We start from the raw sequence: 17,226 nt of genomic DNA on the forward strand, positions 1-17,226 counted from the left end.
AGAACAATGGATTATCGCTCAATCATAGAATCATCATACAACCGCCATAATTGGCTGGAATTGTTAAACGACATCTTTCATCATAATGTCGAGTTCAGACAAGAACCTTTATCTGTCCCTGTTGATAAGGATATGGCGAAAGATGCCTTATACTTAGGACAGATCACGCTGCACGATGGACACACGTTAGCTGTCTATGAAGTAGAGTTGTCGGATCGTGTCGTTATCGAACGTAATCGGGCTGCTATACGTAATCTGCTTGTAAGCAATTGGCGCGGTGGATATGACGGTGCTCTGATGTTTTGTTACCGCAAGAATGAGTCTGTATTGCGTTTTACGTATGTCAGTGAATCCTGGGCGTTTGATAAGCAGGGTGATTATAAGAAGCTGTCAACCGATACAAAACGATACACTTATCTCTTGGGAGAAGGTAGAGGGTGTCGAACGGCAGTAGACCAGTTTAAGACATTAAGAGATAGTAAGCAAACATTGAAAGATGTGACAGATGCTTTCTCTGTTGAAGCACTCACCAGACAGTTCTATCAGGATTTGTTCGAGTGGTATGAATGGGCTGTTGATGATAAGTCGAATATCACCTTCCCCAATAACACTGCAATAGAGGAAGACGATAGAGATGATATAGAAAAGAAAGTGATCCGAATGATAACCCGCATCATGTTCGTGTGGTTTATTAAACAGAAGAAACTTGTGCCTGACAAAATCTTTGATACCAACTTCTTATCAACGATTCTGAAAGACTTTGATCCAAACAGTGAGACTGATGGTAATTTCTATAATGCAATCCTGCAGAACCTCTTCTTTGCAACTCTGAATCGTGAGATAAAAGATGAGAAAGGAAATGTTCGTAGGTTTGCTAAGTCGCTTAAACGTGATATCAAGACCTTGTATCGTTATGCCGGATTGTTTATTATCAGTGAAGAGGAAGTAATCAAACTTTTCTCAGAGGTTCCTTTCCTTAATGGCGGTTTGTTTGAATGTCAGGATAAGACACGATATATAGATGGCGTTGAGCATTGTTATAGCTTTGACGGATTCAGTAGAGCTGTTGGGCGCTTTGCTGATGGACGATTTAAGCATCGTGCTATCGTTCCGAACATTTTGTTCTTTAAACCAGAGATGGGACTTATCTCTATTCTGAATCGATACAACTTTACTATTGAAGAGAACTCTCCAGAGGAACAGCAAGTAGCACTCGATCCGGAACTGCTTGGTAAGGTCTTCGAGAACTTGCTCGGAGCTTATAACCCTGAGACAAAGGAAACGGCACGCAATCAGAGTGGCTCGTTCTATACGCCACGTGAGATTGTGAATTATATGGTTGATGAAAGCCTGATGGCTTATCTGGGGAATGATGAAACGGTACGTTCTGTTTTCAGCCGAGATTTTATTTATGATAAGTCAAAGGCAGATGAATATAAGTCGATTGTAGAGAGGCTTAAGAACGTCAAGGTGCTTGACCCTGCTTGTGGTTCAGGTGCTTTTCCTATGGGCTTGTTGAACAAAATGGTAGAAGTGATAGAACGTATCTCTCCAGAGGAGGATATCTATTCTTTGAAATTGTCTATCATTGAGAAATGTCTTTACGGTAGCGATATTCAGAGTATTGCTGCACAAATAACGAAACTCCGCTTCTTCATCTCGCTTATTTGCGATTGTGTGAAGGACAAGACAAAACCTAACTTTGGTATACCAACATTGCCTAATCTCGAAACAAACTTTGTGTCTGCCGATTCGCTGATTGCGAAGAAGAAGCGTGAAGCACAACTTGATTTATTCGAGAATCCCGAAATAGAAATTCTAAAGGAGAAACTGCGAGAAGTACGACATAAACATTTCTCTGCAAAGTCAGCATCAACGAAACATCGGCTGAGAGAAAAGGATAAAGAAATACGTGAGAAGTTAGCCGATTTGTTGTCGGATGTAAACAACTATAATCGTGAAGATGCCAAGCAGATGGCAGAATGGGATCCGTATGACCAAAATGCAGTCAGCTCATTCTTCGATCCTGAATGGATGTTCGGTATCAATGAGAAGTTCGACATTGTAATCGGGAATCCGCCGTATGTTCAGTTGCAGAATAACAGCGGGGTATTGGCTAAGAAATATGCTGATAGCAACTATCAATGTTTTGCACGTACAGGTGATATTTATTGCTTGTTCTACGAGCGTGGTTGGCAACTACTAAAAGATGATGGGCATCTATGTTTCATCACTTCTAATAAGTGGATGCGTGCAGGATATGGTGAGAAAATACGCCAATTCTTCGTAGATCATACTGATACTAAACTCTTGATATATTTTGAAGAAGTAAAGGTTTTTGAAAGTGCTACAGTTGATACAAATATTCTATTATTTTCAAAATCAACTTCACGTCATCAAACAGCCTGCGCTGTAGCAAATAAGAAGCATAAGAACTGTATTGATAATCTGCGCATTTTCATGCAGCAAGAGAGGGTGATGTGCGACTTTACAGAGGCTGGTTCTAACAGTTGGGTTATCCTTTCTCCCATAGAGCAAAGTATTAAGAAGAAGATAGAGGCAGTGGGTGTCCCCTTAAAAGATTGGGATATCCAGATTAACTATGGAATAAAGACTGGATTTAATGATGCCTTTATTATCTCCACTGAGAAAAGAAAAGAAATCCTTGCGAACTGCCAATCAGACGAGGAACGCCAAAGGACGGAGGAACTTATTCGACCTATTCTTAGGGGGCGTGACATTAAACGATATGGTTATGAGTGGGCAAAATTGTGGTTAATTGCGACTTTCCCTTCACGTCATTATGATATAGAGCAGTATCCTGCTGTGAAAGAGTACCTCTTATCGTTCAGTATAGAGCGGTTAGAACAGACGGGAATTATTCACGAGATTAATGGGAAAAAGTTCAAGTCTCGTAAGAAAACCAACAATAAATGGTTTGAGACACAAGACAGCATTAGTTATTGGGACTTATTTTTCCAACCACATATTTGCTGGAAAGCGGTAGGCAGAAATCTAACTTTCTCAATTGTCTCATCAGGAACTTTTCTAACAGCCCCTGCAAGTTTTATATCTGCAGGAAGTAGGAATGATTATATTCTTGCCTATTTGTGCAGTAAAGTAGGAAGATATTACATATATCAAAATAGTGATACGACAGGTGCAGGTGACATCATGCTCAATATTCAATCATTGATACGATTTCCGATACCACCTGTAAGTAACCCGAAAATAATCGAAAATAGTAAAGTATTACAAAACCATTTTTCACAAGAGATACAAGAGACACTTGATAGTTTAATATACGACTCTTATGGATTTTCTAAGGAAGAAATAGAGGAAATAGAGAGATGTTAAAACTCTCTATCAGCCTCTTTATTCCGATTAACCCTCCTATTTTGCAGTATAAATAATTGCTCATCTATATTAAGTTTATAAACTTCAAAAACAGCTTTATCTACTTCTTCATCTGATGCTTTATTTTGTATCCTCCTATAAATAACTTCTGTTAAGAACCTTGGAAAATCAAGTTTTAATAAGGTCTTTTCTAATGTTGTAACATACAATTGTATTCCGCCTCCTTGTACTTCTGCCTCCGTTGTAAGTTTAAGATACCAGTCAAATAATTTACTGTTCATTAAACCTACAAATTGTATAAGATAATCTTTTTTACCAACCATTATATCTACAGCATTGTTACATATAAGGCGATTTTCATCAAAGCAAAAATTAATATTGCACCCTATGATCTTCCACATAACCTTTGGCTTATTAAAATCCTCCCAATACTTTGCTCCCCACCTTTGCATAGCATACCATTCGTAACGAATACCCGTCTCTGCTTTATTGCGCTTTGATAATGGATCCTTATATTGTAACATATGTGAATAGACTGCTGGGTATTGTTCCTTGAATGCTCTTTCAGCTTTCTCTGATGTGCCCTGAATAGAATTATCAAACTGATAAGGGAAGTGCCATGGGATATATATTAACCATAAATCTGCCCACTCATAACCATATCGTTTAATGTCACGTCCTCGCAATATAGGTCGAATAAGTTCCTCCGTCCTTTCCTTTTCTTCAGCAGACTGACAATTTGCCAATATTTCTTTACGTTTTGTAGAATTAATGATAAAAGCTTCATTACAACCAGTGAGGACACCACGATATATATTGATGTCCCAATCCTTCAAAGGTATTCCCACCGCTTCTATCTTGCGTTTGATGCTTTGCTCTATTGGAGATAATATGACCCAGCTGTCTGCTGTATTAAAGTCGCACATCACCAGCTCTTGCTGCACGAAAATGCGCATTCAACTTTCCGCCAAATTCTTCAGTCTGATAAACCGGGCGAGTGTGTTACGATCCACCTTACATAGCTTGGCTATTTTGCGTTGTGATGTCCCGATTTTTAGTAGTTCAATAATAAGTGTTTCTTTACCAGAAAGTTTATATTTTTCAGGATTATTTCTTCGCCCTTTAGGTCTGCCTAAGATCTTTCCTTCTGCCTTCTTCCTTGCCAATGCTTCCTTTGTACGTTGACTGATTAGGTTGCGTTCAATCTCTGCTGACAGCCCGAAGGCAAAGGCGAGCACCTTACTTTGTATGTCATCACCAAGCCGATAGTTGTCTTTAATAGTCCACACACGGCATTCTTTGTTCATACAAATATTGAGAATTTCCATTATCATAAACAGGTTACGCCCAAGTCGTGACAGTTCGCTGCAAATGATGATGTCGTTTTTATCCACTTTCTTCAATAGCTTGCCCAATTGTCTCTTGTCATAGTTCTTTGTCCCACTGATTGTTTCTTCAATCCAATCATTAATCTTGAGCTTCTGACGTTCACAGAAGTTCATAATCTCAAAACGTTGGTTCTCTACAGTTTGTTTGTCACTGCTTACTCTGATGTATCCGTATATCATACTCTTTTTTTATTAATAGGTTGTACTTTGTTGTATTTTAAACGGAAAAAGTCTATAGTTTGCAATATAAGAAAGAATCGGTCCATTATCAAACTAATTATAAGTTTTAAAACCGTTTGCTGTCATTTTTAACATTTAGTGTAGTTGGTTAATATTCAGTTGTTTATAAGCTGATGGCGGGTGACGGGAGTGACAGCAGACAAAAATAATTCGTGAAAAACTTGACAAGGGGTATCTCCGTGTTGTATCTTTGCAGGCAGATACCAGGAAGACCAACAGTACGCCGGACGTGCTTTATCTACAAACCGACAGGGTCTTCCAGTTTGTTTTTTTCTTTTAAACCAATCTATTTATGTGTACAGTTTTTTCCAACGTGCCCAATGACTGGGCAGTGTGCTTTATGCACGATTGTATTCTCAAAGAACAGTGTCTGCGCCATCATGCGGGCAGGTCACTTCCTGTTAACCAGCATTCGGCATTGACGGTTCTCCCCTCCGCACGGACCGGGGACAGCTGTCAGGAGTTCCATGCCATGAAGACGGAACGGCTGGCATGGGGCTTCTCGCATCTCTTCGACGATGTGAAGCACAGTGACTACCGCCCTCTGCGCCGTGAGATAGAGGCGTATTTCGGAAGCCGCTTTGTGTACTATCGCTATCACCGGGGCTTCAATAAGCTGTGTGAGGAAGAGCAGCAATGGATAGACGGGCTTTTCCGGCGTTATGGCTATACTGCTCCACGTGTTTATGACAACTACCGGACGAGCTGGAAATATTAAGAGTTAAGGAGTGAAAGGGAGTGATAGGAGTTAAGGCATTAGCTTATTCTGAAAGAATGGAGAAGTTAACTTTAGTGTAAAGGAGTTGGGTTGACAGGCTGTTAAGGAGGTCTTGTTTCCTTGGTGTTAACGCTCCGCACGAATCGTGTTTGCTACTGACACACTTAGTGTTGGTATGCGTCTTAAAAATAATTTCTCCGTTTCTCTGTTCTCTGTGTGAACCAAATACTGTGCAGATAAAGACAGAATGACAGACAGGATAAGAAAAGGCAGAATAACAGCTTAACTTTTTCCTACGGATCTTTTCGCTCCTTATACCTTTAGGTTTCTCTGTGCAGGTTCTGTCCTCTGTTTCTCCGTGCTCTCTGTGTGAGCCAAGATAAAGACGGAATGACAGACAGGGTAAGAGAAAGACAGAATAACAGTTTAACTTTTTTACTCTTTTTTCCTATGAAAATTAAGAATCTTAAGAAAATCAAAGCTGAAAACCAGCGTAACCGACAGGCTGGAAAACTGAAACATGACATCACCTGCCGCCTGCTCGACTATCTTGAGCTGAAGTATGAAATGCGGCATAATACGGCCTTAGGTTGTACGGAAATCCGCAAGGCGGGCAGTAACGAACCTTTTGTGGCAGCGGATGAACGCATGCGCAATACTATCGCTATCAAGGCGCGACTTGATGGAATTGATGTGTGGGACAAGGATATCCGACGATATACGGAGTCGGACTTTGTCAAGGTTTTTAATCCTGTGGACGACTTCCTGAATCGTCTGCGTGGGCGATGGGACGGAAAGGACCATATCAATGCTTTGGCTAATTGTGTACCCAATGACAATGCACGGTGGGCAGATTGGTTTCACACGTGGTTTCTTGCGATGGTGGCGCAATGGATGGGCTTGGATAATGCACATGGCAACAGTGTTGCACCGCTACTCATCTCACGACAAGGCTATCGGAAGTCTACCTTCTGTAAACGTTTGCTACCCGAAGTGTTGCAGTGGGGCTATAATGACAACCTTGTCATCAGTGAGAAGCAGAACACGCTGCGGGCAATGACACAGTCGTTACTTATCAATATTGATGAGTTTAATACGTTGTCTGCCAAGATGCAGGACGGTTTTTGAAAAATGTTATGCAGCTTGCAAGTGTGAAACTCCGTCAGCCTTACCGCCAACAGCAAGTCACGCTGCCACGTATTGCCTCTTTCATCGCCACAGCAAATGTCTCGGATGTCTTTAGCGACCCCAGTGGCTGCCGTCGTTTTATAGCGGTTACGCTGACAGGTCCAATCCGTCTGCCTGACCGCATAGACTATGAGCAGGTTTATGCACAGGCGGTTGCCGAACTTGAGGCTGGTAGGCGTTACTGGTTTGATGAGGCTGACACCCAGGAGATTATGGCAAACAACGTGCAATATCAACAGCGCACCCCTGCTGAGGCTCTCTTCTTCGAGTGCTTTTCCATCCCTAAGGACTTGACCAAGGGTGCCTATATGACAGCTGCCTCCATCTTCAGTCTGCTCCGTCAGCGATATGGCAGTCAGCTACACCTGACAAGCCTCTCCCATTTCGGGCGTGTCCTTGCCAATATCCCGAACCTCCACAGTAAGCATTCTTCGCACGGCACAGAGTATTTGGTGGCGATACGTAGCTGTACGGATCAGTCCGTCAATCCTAACTTAAAACGTCAGTTGCTATCTGAATAAACTTTCAAAGTTGCTGTCACTGCTGTCACGCTTCGATGCGTTATAAGTAGTTTATAATCTTTCGGTTGCGTGAAGTGTTAAAAGTGACAGCAACTAAAAACAAAACTATGTTTGCTTTATTGACATTCAGTATGAAATGTTTTTTGTAAAAAACCTTTTCTCTTTATTCTTTATATAAATATTTTATATTATCTTTGCAAGGTGTTACCCGTGTTAATGGGAAGTGTAACTAAAAACTCATCTATGAAAGAGTGCAAGGACACTATATATTTTCTTGTTCGTAAATGGAGATAAAGTGTGAGATATTTAATATCTAAGCTACAAAGTGTTCTAAGTCTTGCTGCTATGAATGAGATAAAAGCTACAAAACTGATATGATGAAAAAAGAAGTAATTCAAGAATTATACAATGGCTTTGAAGCTGTGGCTGTAGAGGTCGAAGGGATTGAATGTTGGAGTGCACGCGAACTTCAGCTGCTTTTGGGTTATTCTAAATGGGAGAACTTCTCGAAAGTAATAGATAAAGCCAGAATTGCTTGTGAAAATGCAGGGAGTTTGGTTTCTGACCATTTTCCTGACGTCAGGAAAATGGTTAATCTTGGGTCAGGATCAGAAAGAGAGATTGATGATATTCTCTTAACTCGCTATGCCTGCTACTTAATTGCACAAAATGGTGACCCACGTAAAGAACAGATAGCATTTGCACAAACCTATTTTGCGATGCAGACACGTAAGGCTGAGTTAATAGAGCAAAGGCTATTGGAGATAGAACGTGTGAAAGCACGTACAAAGCTGCAAGAGACAGAAAAGCATTTATCTGGCATTCTCTATGAAAGAGGTGTTGACAGTAAAGGCTTTGCTGTAATCCGCTCTAAAGGAGATCAGGCATTGTTTCGCTTGAGTACAGCACAAATGAAAAAGAAGATGGGAGTGCCTGCAAGTAGACCTGTTGCTGATTTCCTACCGACTATCAGTATTAAAGCGAAAGATTTTGCAGCTGAGATGACTAACGTCAATGTGCAACAAAAGGACTTATATGGAGAAGGTCAAATCAGTAATGAACATATTGAAAATAATAAAGCTGTTCGGCAAATGATGATTCAACGTGGGATTATACCAGAGAATCTGCCTCCAGCGGAAGACGTTAAAAAGGTAGAAAGGAGGTTGGTGAGTGAAGAAAAGAAAGCTTTAATAAACAAGCGAGGGAAAGATACGTATAAAAGGTGAGAGTTTGTAATTTCTTAATCCTATATCTTTGCAAAAGAAGAATTAATCCTGTGCTGATATGCACAGAATAATCAACTATCTTCTAAAGAAATATCATTATCCACCAAAGGAAATTGCCAATGCATTGGAAACTGTCATCAAACAATGCGAGCAGTGGACGGATAATGAACAAGAGAATTATTCAATAAAATCAACCAAGATATATGAAATTCACGAGGAAGACATACAAATGGTTGCAGAACCATAAAATATAAAATAATATGAATGCAGGAGCATTATTTTATAAGGCAGATTTACATATCCACTCTTATGGAGGATCTGGTTCTTTTGATGTAACTGACGCATCAAACACTCCACAAGCTATTGTTGAAACAGCAATAACTAAAGGCTTGAAAATAATAAGTATAACAGATCATAATCAATTCTTGAATAGCCTTTATGCAGTTAATTATGCTAAAGACAAAAACATAGATATATTGGCGATTCCAGGAATAGAGGTCAGTACGACTCAAGGACATCTTTTGCTGTATTTTGACACGCCAGATGATTTGCAAAAATTCTATGGCAAACTAACTTTTAACGACGATAAATCTCTTTGTTATCAAGGAATAGCAGAATGTTTAAATTTTGCAAACCAATACGGCGGAATTGGTATTCTTGCGCATATTACTCTTGAGTCTGGTTTCGAAAAAACAATAAATCGCTACGGTCCACAGATGGATCAAATATTTAAATGCGAAAATCTTTTAGGATTAGAAATAACGGACAAAAGAGATGTTAATCTATTTACAGATCTTGATGATAAGCCAGAACATAAACATTTGCTAGATTTATGGCGCACAACTTTAAATAATCAATTGCATCGTAATTTTGCAAAGTTGATGTCTTCAGATTCTCATACTCTAGATAAACTAGGAAAAAATGCTGAAGGAGAAAATAGGCTCACTAGAATTAAAATGCCGACATTAACATTTCGTTCTTTTCGCCTTGCACTGCTAAGTAGTGAATCTAGAGTTAGATTGGAAGAATGTATACCAGAGCAACATCCCACCATTACACACATAAAAATAGAAGGAGGCCTTTTAAATGGATTAGATATAGATTTGAGTCCTAATCTAACCTGTATCATTGGTAGTAGAGGAACTGGAAAATCAACACTTCTTGAATCAATACGAGAGACTTCTGGTAATTCCTCAAATTCAAAACTTTGTGATTCTGAGGTTTGGGCACAGAATATATTGCTTAGTTATTCTGATGAGGCAGGTCAAGCAATTTCTCTACGAAGAGAAAAGAATGCATCTGTTGTTAATTGTACAGATCCCAATAATGGCGTTGCTCTAATTCCTATAGAAAGTTACGGACAAGGAGATACCGCCAGTACTTTACAGCATAGTGATGAAAACCCTAAAGTCATTATAGATTTCCTTGATTCTTTTTTAAACTTGGATTCATTTCATCAACAAGATAATGAGTACATTAATCTATTGAGGTCCAACCAAAGTGAAATGAAGAAATTGCGTATAAACTTAGCTGCATTACCTGAAGCCAAAAAAGCTTTAACTAACGAACAAAATAAGTTAAAAGAATTAGAGAAAACCAAAGCAGCGGATATTGTAAAATTTCATAATGCTTTGATACAGGAAAGGGAATTTAGAAAAACTCTAATAGATCAATTAAATAAGCTTGTTAAAACATATCGTGAGATATTAGGGGATAATTCCTTGTTCAGAGATGTTGCATCTATGGACGATGCTAAGGTCATTGTCGGAAAAGAGTATTTTAAAAGTGTGAAATCAATTGTAGATGATTTCAGTAAACTTGTTGCTCAAAAATCTACCGAACTAAATAGTGAACTACAGAAAAAAATAGATGAATTAAAGGAGCAATTGAAATTGTGGGGGGCAAAGGAAGCTGAAATTCAGAGTAAAATTGATGCAAAAAAAATAGAACTAACTCAGCAAGGCATCCCATTTGATTTAGGTAAAATTAATCAAATATCTAAGGATATTGTTGATTATGATAAAAAAGTAAAACGATTAAATGAAGACCAAAAAAAGTTAAGCGAGTTACAGAGGGAACGTAAGGAAATACTAGAAAACAGAGAGAATAACAGGAAAGAAATATACAGGTCGCATCTTTCGTTTGCTCAAAAGGTAAACAAAGATTTAAAGTCGTCTATTGATGACTTCTCTATTTCTATTAAATATGTAGAATCGCGCTATTCTCCAGAGTTTGAAGAAGTCTTGAAATCTCTAATGGGATGGCGTACTTCTCAAGTTTCTAAAGCGAAAATTATTGCTTCAAATATTTCTATAAGTGAATTTATCCACGCTGTGAAGGATAAAAATATGGAAATATTTCGTAACATTTCGTATAATGGAGAAAGGCTATTACAAGACGCAGATATAGAAAATATTTTCTTTAATATATTGGAAGACAATCATTATGAAGATTTAGAGTGTTTGTCATATGATGATCTTCCGCAAATAATAGTAACAAAATTCATACAGCAAGATGGTGGGGGCAATAAACCTATTATAAAGTCGATCTCTCAGCTTTCTTTAGGGCAGCAACAATCCGTTCTATTAGGAATCTTGATGTTGTCAGATAGTAATAAACCTTTATTGATAGATCAGCCTGAAGATAATCTTGATAGTGAATTTATATTTAAAACAATTGTTTCGAATTTAAGGAAGATTAAAGAACATCGCCAGGTTATAATAGTAACACACAATCCAAATATCGCTGTTCTTGGCGACGCTGAACTCATAATTCCTCTTAGAAGCACTAGTGTACGCTCTATAGTTGATAATGCTGGTTCTGTAGATAATTTAGCTACTATAAATCAATGCTGTCAAATATTAGAAGGGGGAGAATCAGCTTTTAAGCAGAGAAAAAATGTTTATGGATTTTAAATATATAATGCTGTAAACTGTAACTATAGTGATAACATCCAATACGTTTATCTAATTAGTACTACTCAAATTAAGGAAATATTTTGTATCATATTAATGTAAATTGCTGATAATCAGTGCAGCATATATTTGAGGAAGAAAAACATACTTATACATAAATAAACCCGCAGCGATTAAAGTAGTTGCTGCGGGTTGTTTTTGGAAGCTAATAATCTTAAATGCCTACATCACAATGTCAACTCAACGATATAATCAATATCAGTAGGGACGGTGTCGAAATTGAGGGTGATGCCGTTGCCAGTCTTTGTGAAGTTGACACGCTTGTTAATGCCAAAGACAGTGGCAGACTTGATTTTGTGGTTGCCAGTAGGGATGAAGAGGCTGGAGTCCATACAGTTTAGGATGTGGATGTAGAGTTTGTTGCCCCGTTGCGTACTCACTCCCCAGTCGTGTGGGGCGATGATGCCGCCCCGTGTGCCGTAGATGGTTTCGCCGTATTGGTTCAGCCATTTACCGATAGCCTGAAGGCGGCCGAGGGCAAGGGAGGGTAGCGCACCCCCCGGTTCCGGGCCGATGTTGAGCAGGAGGTTGGCATTCTTTCCGGCAGCACGGACGAGCATCTGGATCAGATCTTTCGGCGATTTGTAGTTGCTGTCGGTAATCGAATAGCCCCAGTGGTCGTTGATGGTCTGGCACGACTCGAGCGGCAGACGGCTGATGTCCTGTCCCGACAGTCCAGCCTTGTTTTCGCCCGGCAGGTCACGCTCGAAAATCTGAATATCCTCGCCGGCGTTGGGTGTCTGGTGGTGGTTGTTTCCGATGAGGCACTGTGGCTGCAGTCGGTGGATCATGGCATACTGCTCCGTCAGCTGCCAGTCGAACGGTTTTGCATCGCTGTCATGGTCCCACCAGCCGTCGAACCATATAGCCCCGACAGGACCGTAGTTGGTTAACAGCTCCGTCAGCTGGGTATTCATGAAATGATAGTAGCTGTTCCAGTCGGCTTTCTCCTTGTCCCGGCCTGTCCCCAGTCCTGTACGTCCCTGCGGATAGTCCTCCCGTCCCCAGTCCAGGTGCGAGTAATACAGGTGCAGCTTGATGCCGTGCCGCTGGCAGGCAGCGGCCAGCTCTTTGATGATGTCCCGTTTGAACGGTGTCCCGTCCACGGTGTTGTATGTGCTGGTCGCCGTCTTGAAGAGCGAGAAGCCGTCGTGGTGACGTGTGGTGATGGTGATGTATTTTGCGCCGGCCGCCTTTATCGCTGATACCCATGCGTCGGCATCAAACTCGGAGGGGTAGAATGTTTTTGCCAGCTTGGGGTATTCCCGGTGGTTGATGTTCCAGTTTGTCATCACCCATTCGCCCGCACCGATCATCGAGTAGAGTCCCCAGTGCAGGAAGATGCCGAACTTCTCGTCCTGGAACTGTTCGCGTGCCTTGAGGTTCTCTGCTGTCGGCTTGTACGTTTCCTGTGCCATGCTGCAGAAGCCGATCAGCAGGGCGGCAATCAATAGTAAGGTCTTCTTCATGTTACGAATTTATAGTTTAGGTTTCTGTCGGCAAAGATAATAAAAGTCCGGCAGATATGTATGGGAAATCGGGTTAACTTTGAGGTTTGAGGTTTGAGGTTTGAGGTTTGAGATTTGAGGTTTTCCTCCAAGCCAGCTCAATCCGTCATTATGTCTTTCTAAAACATTTAGGTTTAAAACCAAGCCGTTTTTTATGATTTGGATAGATTTGTCCTGTTTCTCGGGTACAGTCCGACTGTGTGATTCGGTCTGAAAGAGCTTGATTTCACCGGAGTGGTGCAAATGTTCAGACAGCAAAACGCCCACACCGCTGTATAGAAGACAGGATGTGGGCAATATGCTTTTTATTGGGAAGATGGCCTAATCTTCCCAAGGACTGCAATGCTGTGACTGGTCTCCGTTCCCATAATCCGGGAAAGGATTTTCCTTTGCATTGAAGTCATCGTCACTTATTTCATCATCAGTAACTTTCGTGCTGGTCCATTCCATCACAGGCTCACCGTAGGCAGCCTCGATGATTTCGGTCTGTGGTTGTATATATGTTTTCTTCATAATTCTGCTTATTTGATAACGACTTTCTTGTTGTTGTGGATGTATATGCCGTGCTGTGGTTTCTCCACTTTGATGCCGTTCAGGTCATAGTAAGGTGCTTTGCCTGTCTCGGCTGCCGTATTGAGTTCCTGAATGTCAGTCGTATTGTTTTCATCTTCGAAGAGGAAGGCAATGCTTTTTGCACCGGCCGGGATGTCTGTATTTGGGATTTTCAGATAGGCTTTGAACCATGTGAGGTTGTTGCCTGCGGCTGCAATCTTCTTGAAGAGCCCCGACTTTGACAGTCCATAGAGTGTGTAGCCGTCTTTGTTCTCCAGATGGGTGTCCTCAACTGTTCCCAGCATATAGTCAGTGTATCCGGTCTTGTCGATGGCAGCGGCATTCTGTGTCTCTTTCATCTGACAGTAAGATTCGACATTTGCACTCTGCTTGCTGACAAGGAGAACCGGCTGAAAGGCCGGAACGGTATAGTCGTCAATGCTGCGTGACCACACGAAAGCAGTACCATCCTGCAGATGTCTTGCGTTGAAGTTATTCGGGTCCAGACGTAGGGTAACATACGGTTTTACATCCTTTGTGTTGTCATAGACGACATCGAACGGATAGCAGGCTGTAGCACGACTGGCAAGCGTCTTGGCCGGAATCTGCCACTGGAAGCAGACACCATGTCCATCGACATTCCACTTATAACCGTAGTCGTTCTGTTTCGACTGCTTCACATAGACCGTCAGTCCTTCTTTGAACGGATACTTGTCGGGCAGGTTGTAGGCAGTAGAACTCAGCGTTGCCGGAACATCACCGACGAAGTAAAGTTCGTTCAGTGTCGGTGCTCTGAAAGCTTCTACGCCAATATTGCTGATGTCAGCCAGTACGGTAACCATCTTCACGGAAGGTGTCGAAGCCTCGAAAGCAAAGTCGAGAATGGCACTTACATCGTAGGTCTTCTCATTCCACTGCTTGTTGTACTTGTCAGTATATGCCTTCTCGGTAGCTGTCTTCTGGATGATGACAGACATGCGCGGCTCGGCAAAGCTGACGACTCCGGCAGCAGTGTTGGATGTCGGGAAGAACTCCAGTCCACGGTCGTAGCCGCTTTCCACAATGAACGATGGGTGAACCTCCTTGAAGATACCGTTGTACGTCTCGACGGTTGCTTTGTTTGCATCGTTTTCATACCATGCTTTTCTGACGTAGATATATACGTTTCCAGGCTTTGGAGATGAATACATGATGTTTTCTGACAGCTCCGGGACATTGTCTTTCCCCATGAAACTGAGCGAGGAGAGGTTGTCACAGAGGGCAAATGCACGGGTGTCAATAGTCGTGACGGTACGCGGAATTGTAATGTTGGTGATGTTCTTGCTATTGTAAAAAGCATAGGCACCGATCTTCTCAAAGTAAGGCAGTGAAGTGTACCTGCTGTCAGCCTTTCCTGCCGGGAAGGTCTTGAGGGTTTTCTTGTCCTTGGAACAGAGTATGCCGTCCACGGAAGAATAGGTTTCGTTGTCAGGGGATACATCAAAGTTCTCCAGCTTCTCGCAGAAGTTGAAAGCACCTGTCTCTATATTGTTGACATTCTTTGGGATTCTGATGGTTTTCAGATTCTTGCAGTTGTCGAAAGCCTGTTCCTTGATTTCTTTTACACTTTCCGGCAGTGTGATGCTCTTGATACCACTGTTACCGAAAGCACCTTTTCCAATGGAAGTGATAGTTGCCGGTTCTTTGAAAGTTACGGTCTCCAAGGATGGTGTGTTGATGAAAGCACTGTTGTCAATGGTCGTCACACCAGAGGGGATTTCAATTTTTTTCAGTTTAGAATCGCCATCGAATGCTCTTTCCCCAATAGACTCCAGGCTGTTCTCCCCATCAAATATGAACTGTTCCAATTCTCCCATATACATGAATCCGCCCCATGCAATTTGTTTCAGTTTTGATCCGGCTGCAATGTGAATACTGCTTATTTTCGTATAGTTGAACAGCTGGCCTTCAGCAACTTCTACAGTCGCAGGTATGGTAACGTTGCCCGTAAGGTCCTTACAATCGGAAAATGCTACGCTTCCAATATGTTTTAGATGGGAATTTTCTCCAAAATCAAGTTGTTCAAGATATGAGAAGCGGAAACTCTCGTTGCCTATCGACTCCAGGGAAGATGGGAAATTTACTTTTTTCAGATGCGAATTATAGAAAGCCTTTTCCTCAACAGACTTTGTTCCTTCCGGGATGTCATACTTTCCCTCCTTCGCCGTAGGGCAGAGAATGAGTTTCTCCTGATTTTTGGAATAAATAATGTCGTCTTTTCCACTGTAGGTAACATTGTTCTCGTCTACAGTAAACCGCTTCAGAACTGGACAGCTGAGAAAAGCACCGCCCTTTATGTCGCTGACATATCGTCCGATGGTCACGGACTCTAATCCGTTTGCCCAGTTGAAAGCTTCTTTCTCAAGGGTCTTGGTATTGCTGAGGTCTACCGCCTTAAGATAGTCTTCCGTCTGGCAGAAAGCCTCACTGTTTATGGTCTCGACGGATGCAGGAACAGTGTACTTTCCATCTGTAAGTTTTTCTTTCGCATAGTGTGCCGGGAATGTGACAAGTGTCTTTCCATCCTTCGAACAGAGTACCCCGTTGATAGACTGGAAAGCCGGATTCGCTGTGCTGACTTCAAACCATGTTCCTACAGCAAAAAATGATGCACTCAGGGTCTGGTCAATTTTTGTAAGTGTCGATGGCAGCGTTATCTTCTCCACCTTTTTACATACCATGAAGGCTGTCGGTGCCAGTGTGGTGATACCTTCCGGTATGTTGACGTTGCCTTGCTTTCCGGATGGAAAAGACACCAGCGTCTTGGCATCCTTACTGATCAGCCACCCGTCAGCGTTATTGGAATAGGTGGGATTTCCATCAGCCACCTTGTATTCAACGAAAGCCGGACAGTTCTCAAAGCAATTCTTTCCTAAGGAGGTAAAGCTGGCTGGCAGCGTTACTTTTTTCAGGCTCTTGGCACACCGGTAGCAGCCGTCGTTCATTGTTGTATAGCCCTCTGAAAATGTCAGGCTGGTAATGTCATCGCTGCAGCTCGTCCAGTTTGTAGATTCCTTTACCTTATAAACTTCATGATTTTCCGGATGTGTAACCGTTGATGGAACCGTAACGTCTCCCTTTCCGTCAATATGTGCAACTGAGACAAAGTTGTCTGAATGGTGTTGCAGGTCGTTCTTGGTAACGGTGTAGGTGATTTCTCCCACCTTAAAATCAGAGCCTACCGCCTGGGCGAAAGCTCCTGTGACGCTTATTGCAAACAATGAAAGCGTCATAAACTTTTTTCTGATTTGTGTCATATTTTTACTTGATAAATGATAATCTTCTCTCTTTGTCAATACCTGATAGTTGCCTGACAATTGAAGTTGTCGCTGTCTTTATTGGTTAATGGGACTGCAAAGATAGATGAAATATTGAATTCGTCAGTTTTCCCAAACATCATATAAGTTATCTCTACTGTCAGAGATGTTCCTTCTGGCTGGCAGGTATGTTCCCAACGGTCTTTTATGTTGCATAGAATATTGGCAACTACATTATAGTTTAGTTAATAAATATT

General features: G+C 41.5%; 9 protein-coding genes and 2 pseudogenes. 6 read left to right on the plus strand and 5 right to left on the minus strand.

Annotated elements, in window-relative coordinates:
- The first annotated feature begins 6 nt into the window (after positions 1–6).
- Entirely contained in the window at positions 7–3,357 is a 3,351-nt protein-coding gene (locus tag DYH27_RS01600) for an Eco57I restriction-modification methylase domain-containing protein (RefSeq protein WP_025068184.1), read from the plus strand.
- Here the strand turns inward: DYH27_RS01600 and DYH27_RS01605 are convergent.
- Entirely contained in the window at positions 3,354–4,313 is a 960-nt protein-coding gene (locus DYH27_RS01605; RefSeq protein WP_025068183.1) for a TaqI-like C-terminal specificity domain-containing protein, read from the minus strand. The two genes, DYH27_RS01600 and DYH27_RS01605, sit on opposite strands and share 4 nt — an antisense overlap.
- The gene (locus tag DYH27_RS01610; protein ID WP_004351612.1) at positions 4,314–4,925 is read right to left on the minus strand and encodes a master DNA invertase Mpi family serine-type recombinase; all 612 of its coding nucleotides are present in this window, start codon (positions 4,923–4,925) and stop codon (positions 4,314–4,316) included.
- Positions 4,926–5,277: 352 nt separating this feature from the next.
- Between DYH27_RS01610 and DYH27_RS01615 the strand changes: the two genes are divergently transcribed.
- The 5 genes and pseudogenes from DYH27_RS01615 to DYH27_RS01635 all read left to right on the plus strand — a co-directional run bounded on the left by DYH27_RS01615 (position 5,278) and on the right by DYH27_RS01635 (position 11,553).
- Positions 5,278–5,703 carry a DUF6078 family protein gene (locus tag DYH27_RS01615; protein WP_025068182.1) on the plus strand — a complete coding sequence of 142 codons (426 nt, stop codon included), beginning with the start codon at positions 5,278–5,280 and terminating at the stop codon, positions 5,701–5,703.
- Between the two features lie 450 nt (positions 5,704–6,153).
- A pseudogene (locus DYH27_RS13645) lies at positions 6,154–7,412 on the plus strand (VapE domain-containing protein).
- 377 nt (positions 7,413–7,789) lie between these two features.
- The gene (dinD, locus tag DYH27_RS01625; RefSeq protein ID WP_004351667.1) at positions 7,790–8,638 is read left to right on the plus strand and encodes a DNA damage-inducible protein D; all 849 of its coding nucleotides are present in this window, start codon (positions 7,790–7,792) and stop codon (positions 8,636–8,638) included.
- Positions 8,639–8,690: 52 nt separating this feature from the next.
- A pseudogene (locus DYH27_RS01630) lies at positions 8,691–8,885 on the plus strand (type I restriction enzyme endonuclease domain-containing protein); the annotation flags it as partial.
- Positions 8,886–8,898: 13 nt separating this feature from the next.
- Positions 8,899–11,553, plus strand: coding sequence for a TrlF family AAA-like ATPase (locus DYH27_RS01635; protein WP_004351686.1), 2,655 nt, complete (start codon positions 8,899–8,901; stop codon positions 11,551–11,553).
- A 227-nt stretch (positions 11,554–11,780) separates the two neighbouring features.
- On the opposite strand, the gene DYH27_RS01640 is transcribed toward DYH27_RS01635, so the two are convergent.
- The 3 genes from DYH27_RS01640 to DYH27_RS01650 all read right to left on the minus strand — a co-directional run bounded on the left by DYH27_RS01640 (position 11,781) and on the right by DYH27_RS01650 (position 16,969).
- Positions 11,781–13,082 (minus strand): alpha-L-fucosidase, encoded by a 1,302-nt coding sequence (locus DYH27_RS01640; RefSeq protein WP_025068181.1) that lies wholly within the window; start codon positions 13,080–13,082, stop codon positions 11,781–11,783.
- Positions 13,083–13,442: 360 nt separating this feature from the next.
- Complete coding sequence (locus DYH27_RS01645) at positions 13,443–13,634, minus strand: hypothetical protein (RefSeq protein ID WP_025068180.1); 192 nt, start codon at positions 13,632–13,634, stop codon at positions 13,443–13,445.
- A gap of 8 nt (positions 13,635–13,642) precedes the next feature.
- Positions 13,643–16,969: a leucine-rich repeat domain-containing protein gene (locus DYH27_RS01650; protein ID WP_025068179.1), complete on the minus strand. Its 3,327-nt coding sequence runs from the start codon at positions 16,967–16,969 to the stop codon at positions 13,643–13,645.
- Between the last annotated feature and the right edge of the window lie 257 nt (positions 16,970–17,226).

Origin of the sequence: Prevotella denticola, from assembly GCF_900454835.1 — a bacterium.
Lineage (GTDB): Bacteria > Bacteroidota > Bacteroidia > Bacteroidales > Bacteroidaceae > Prevotella > Prevotella denticola.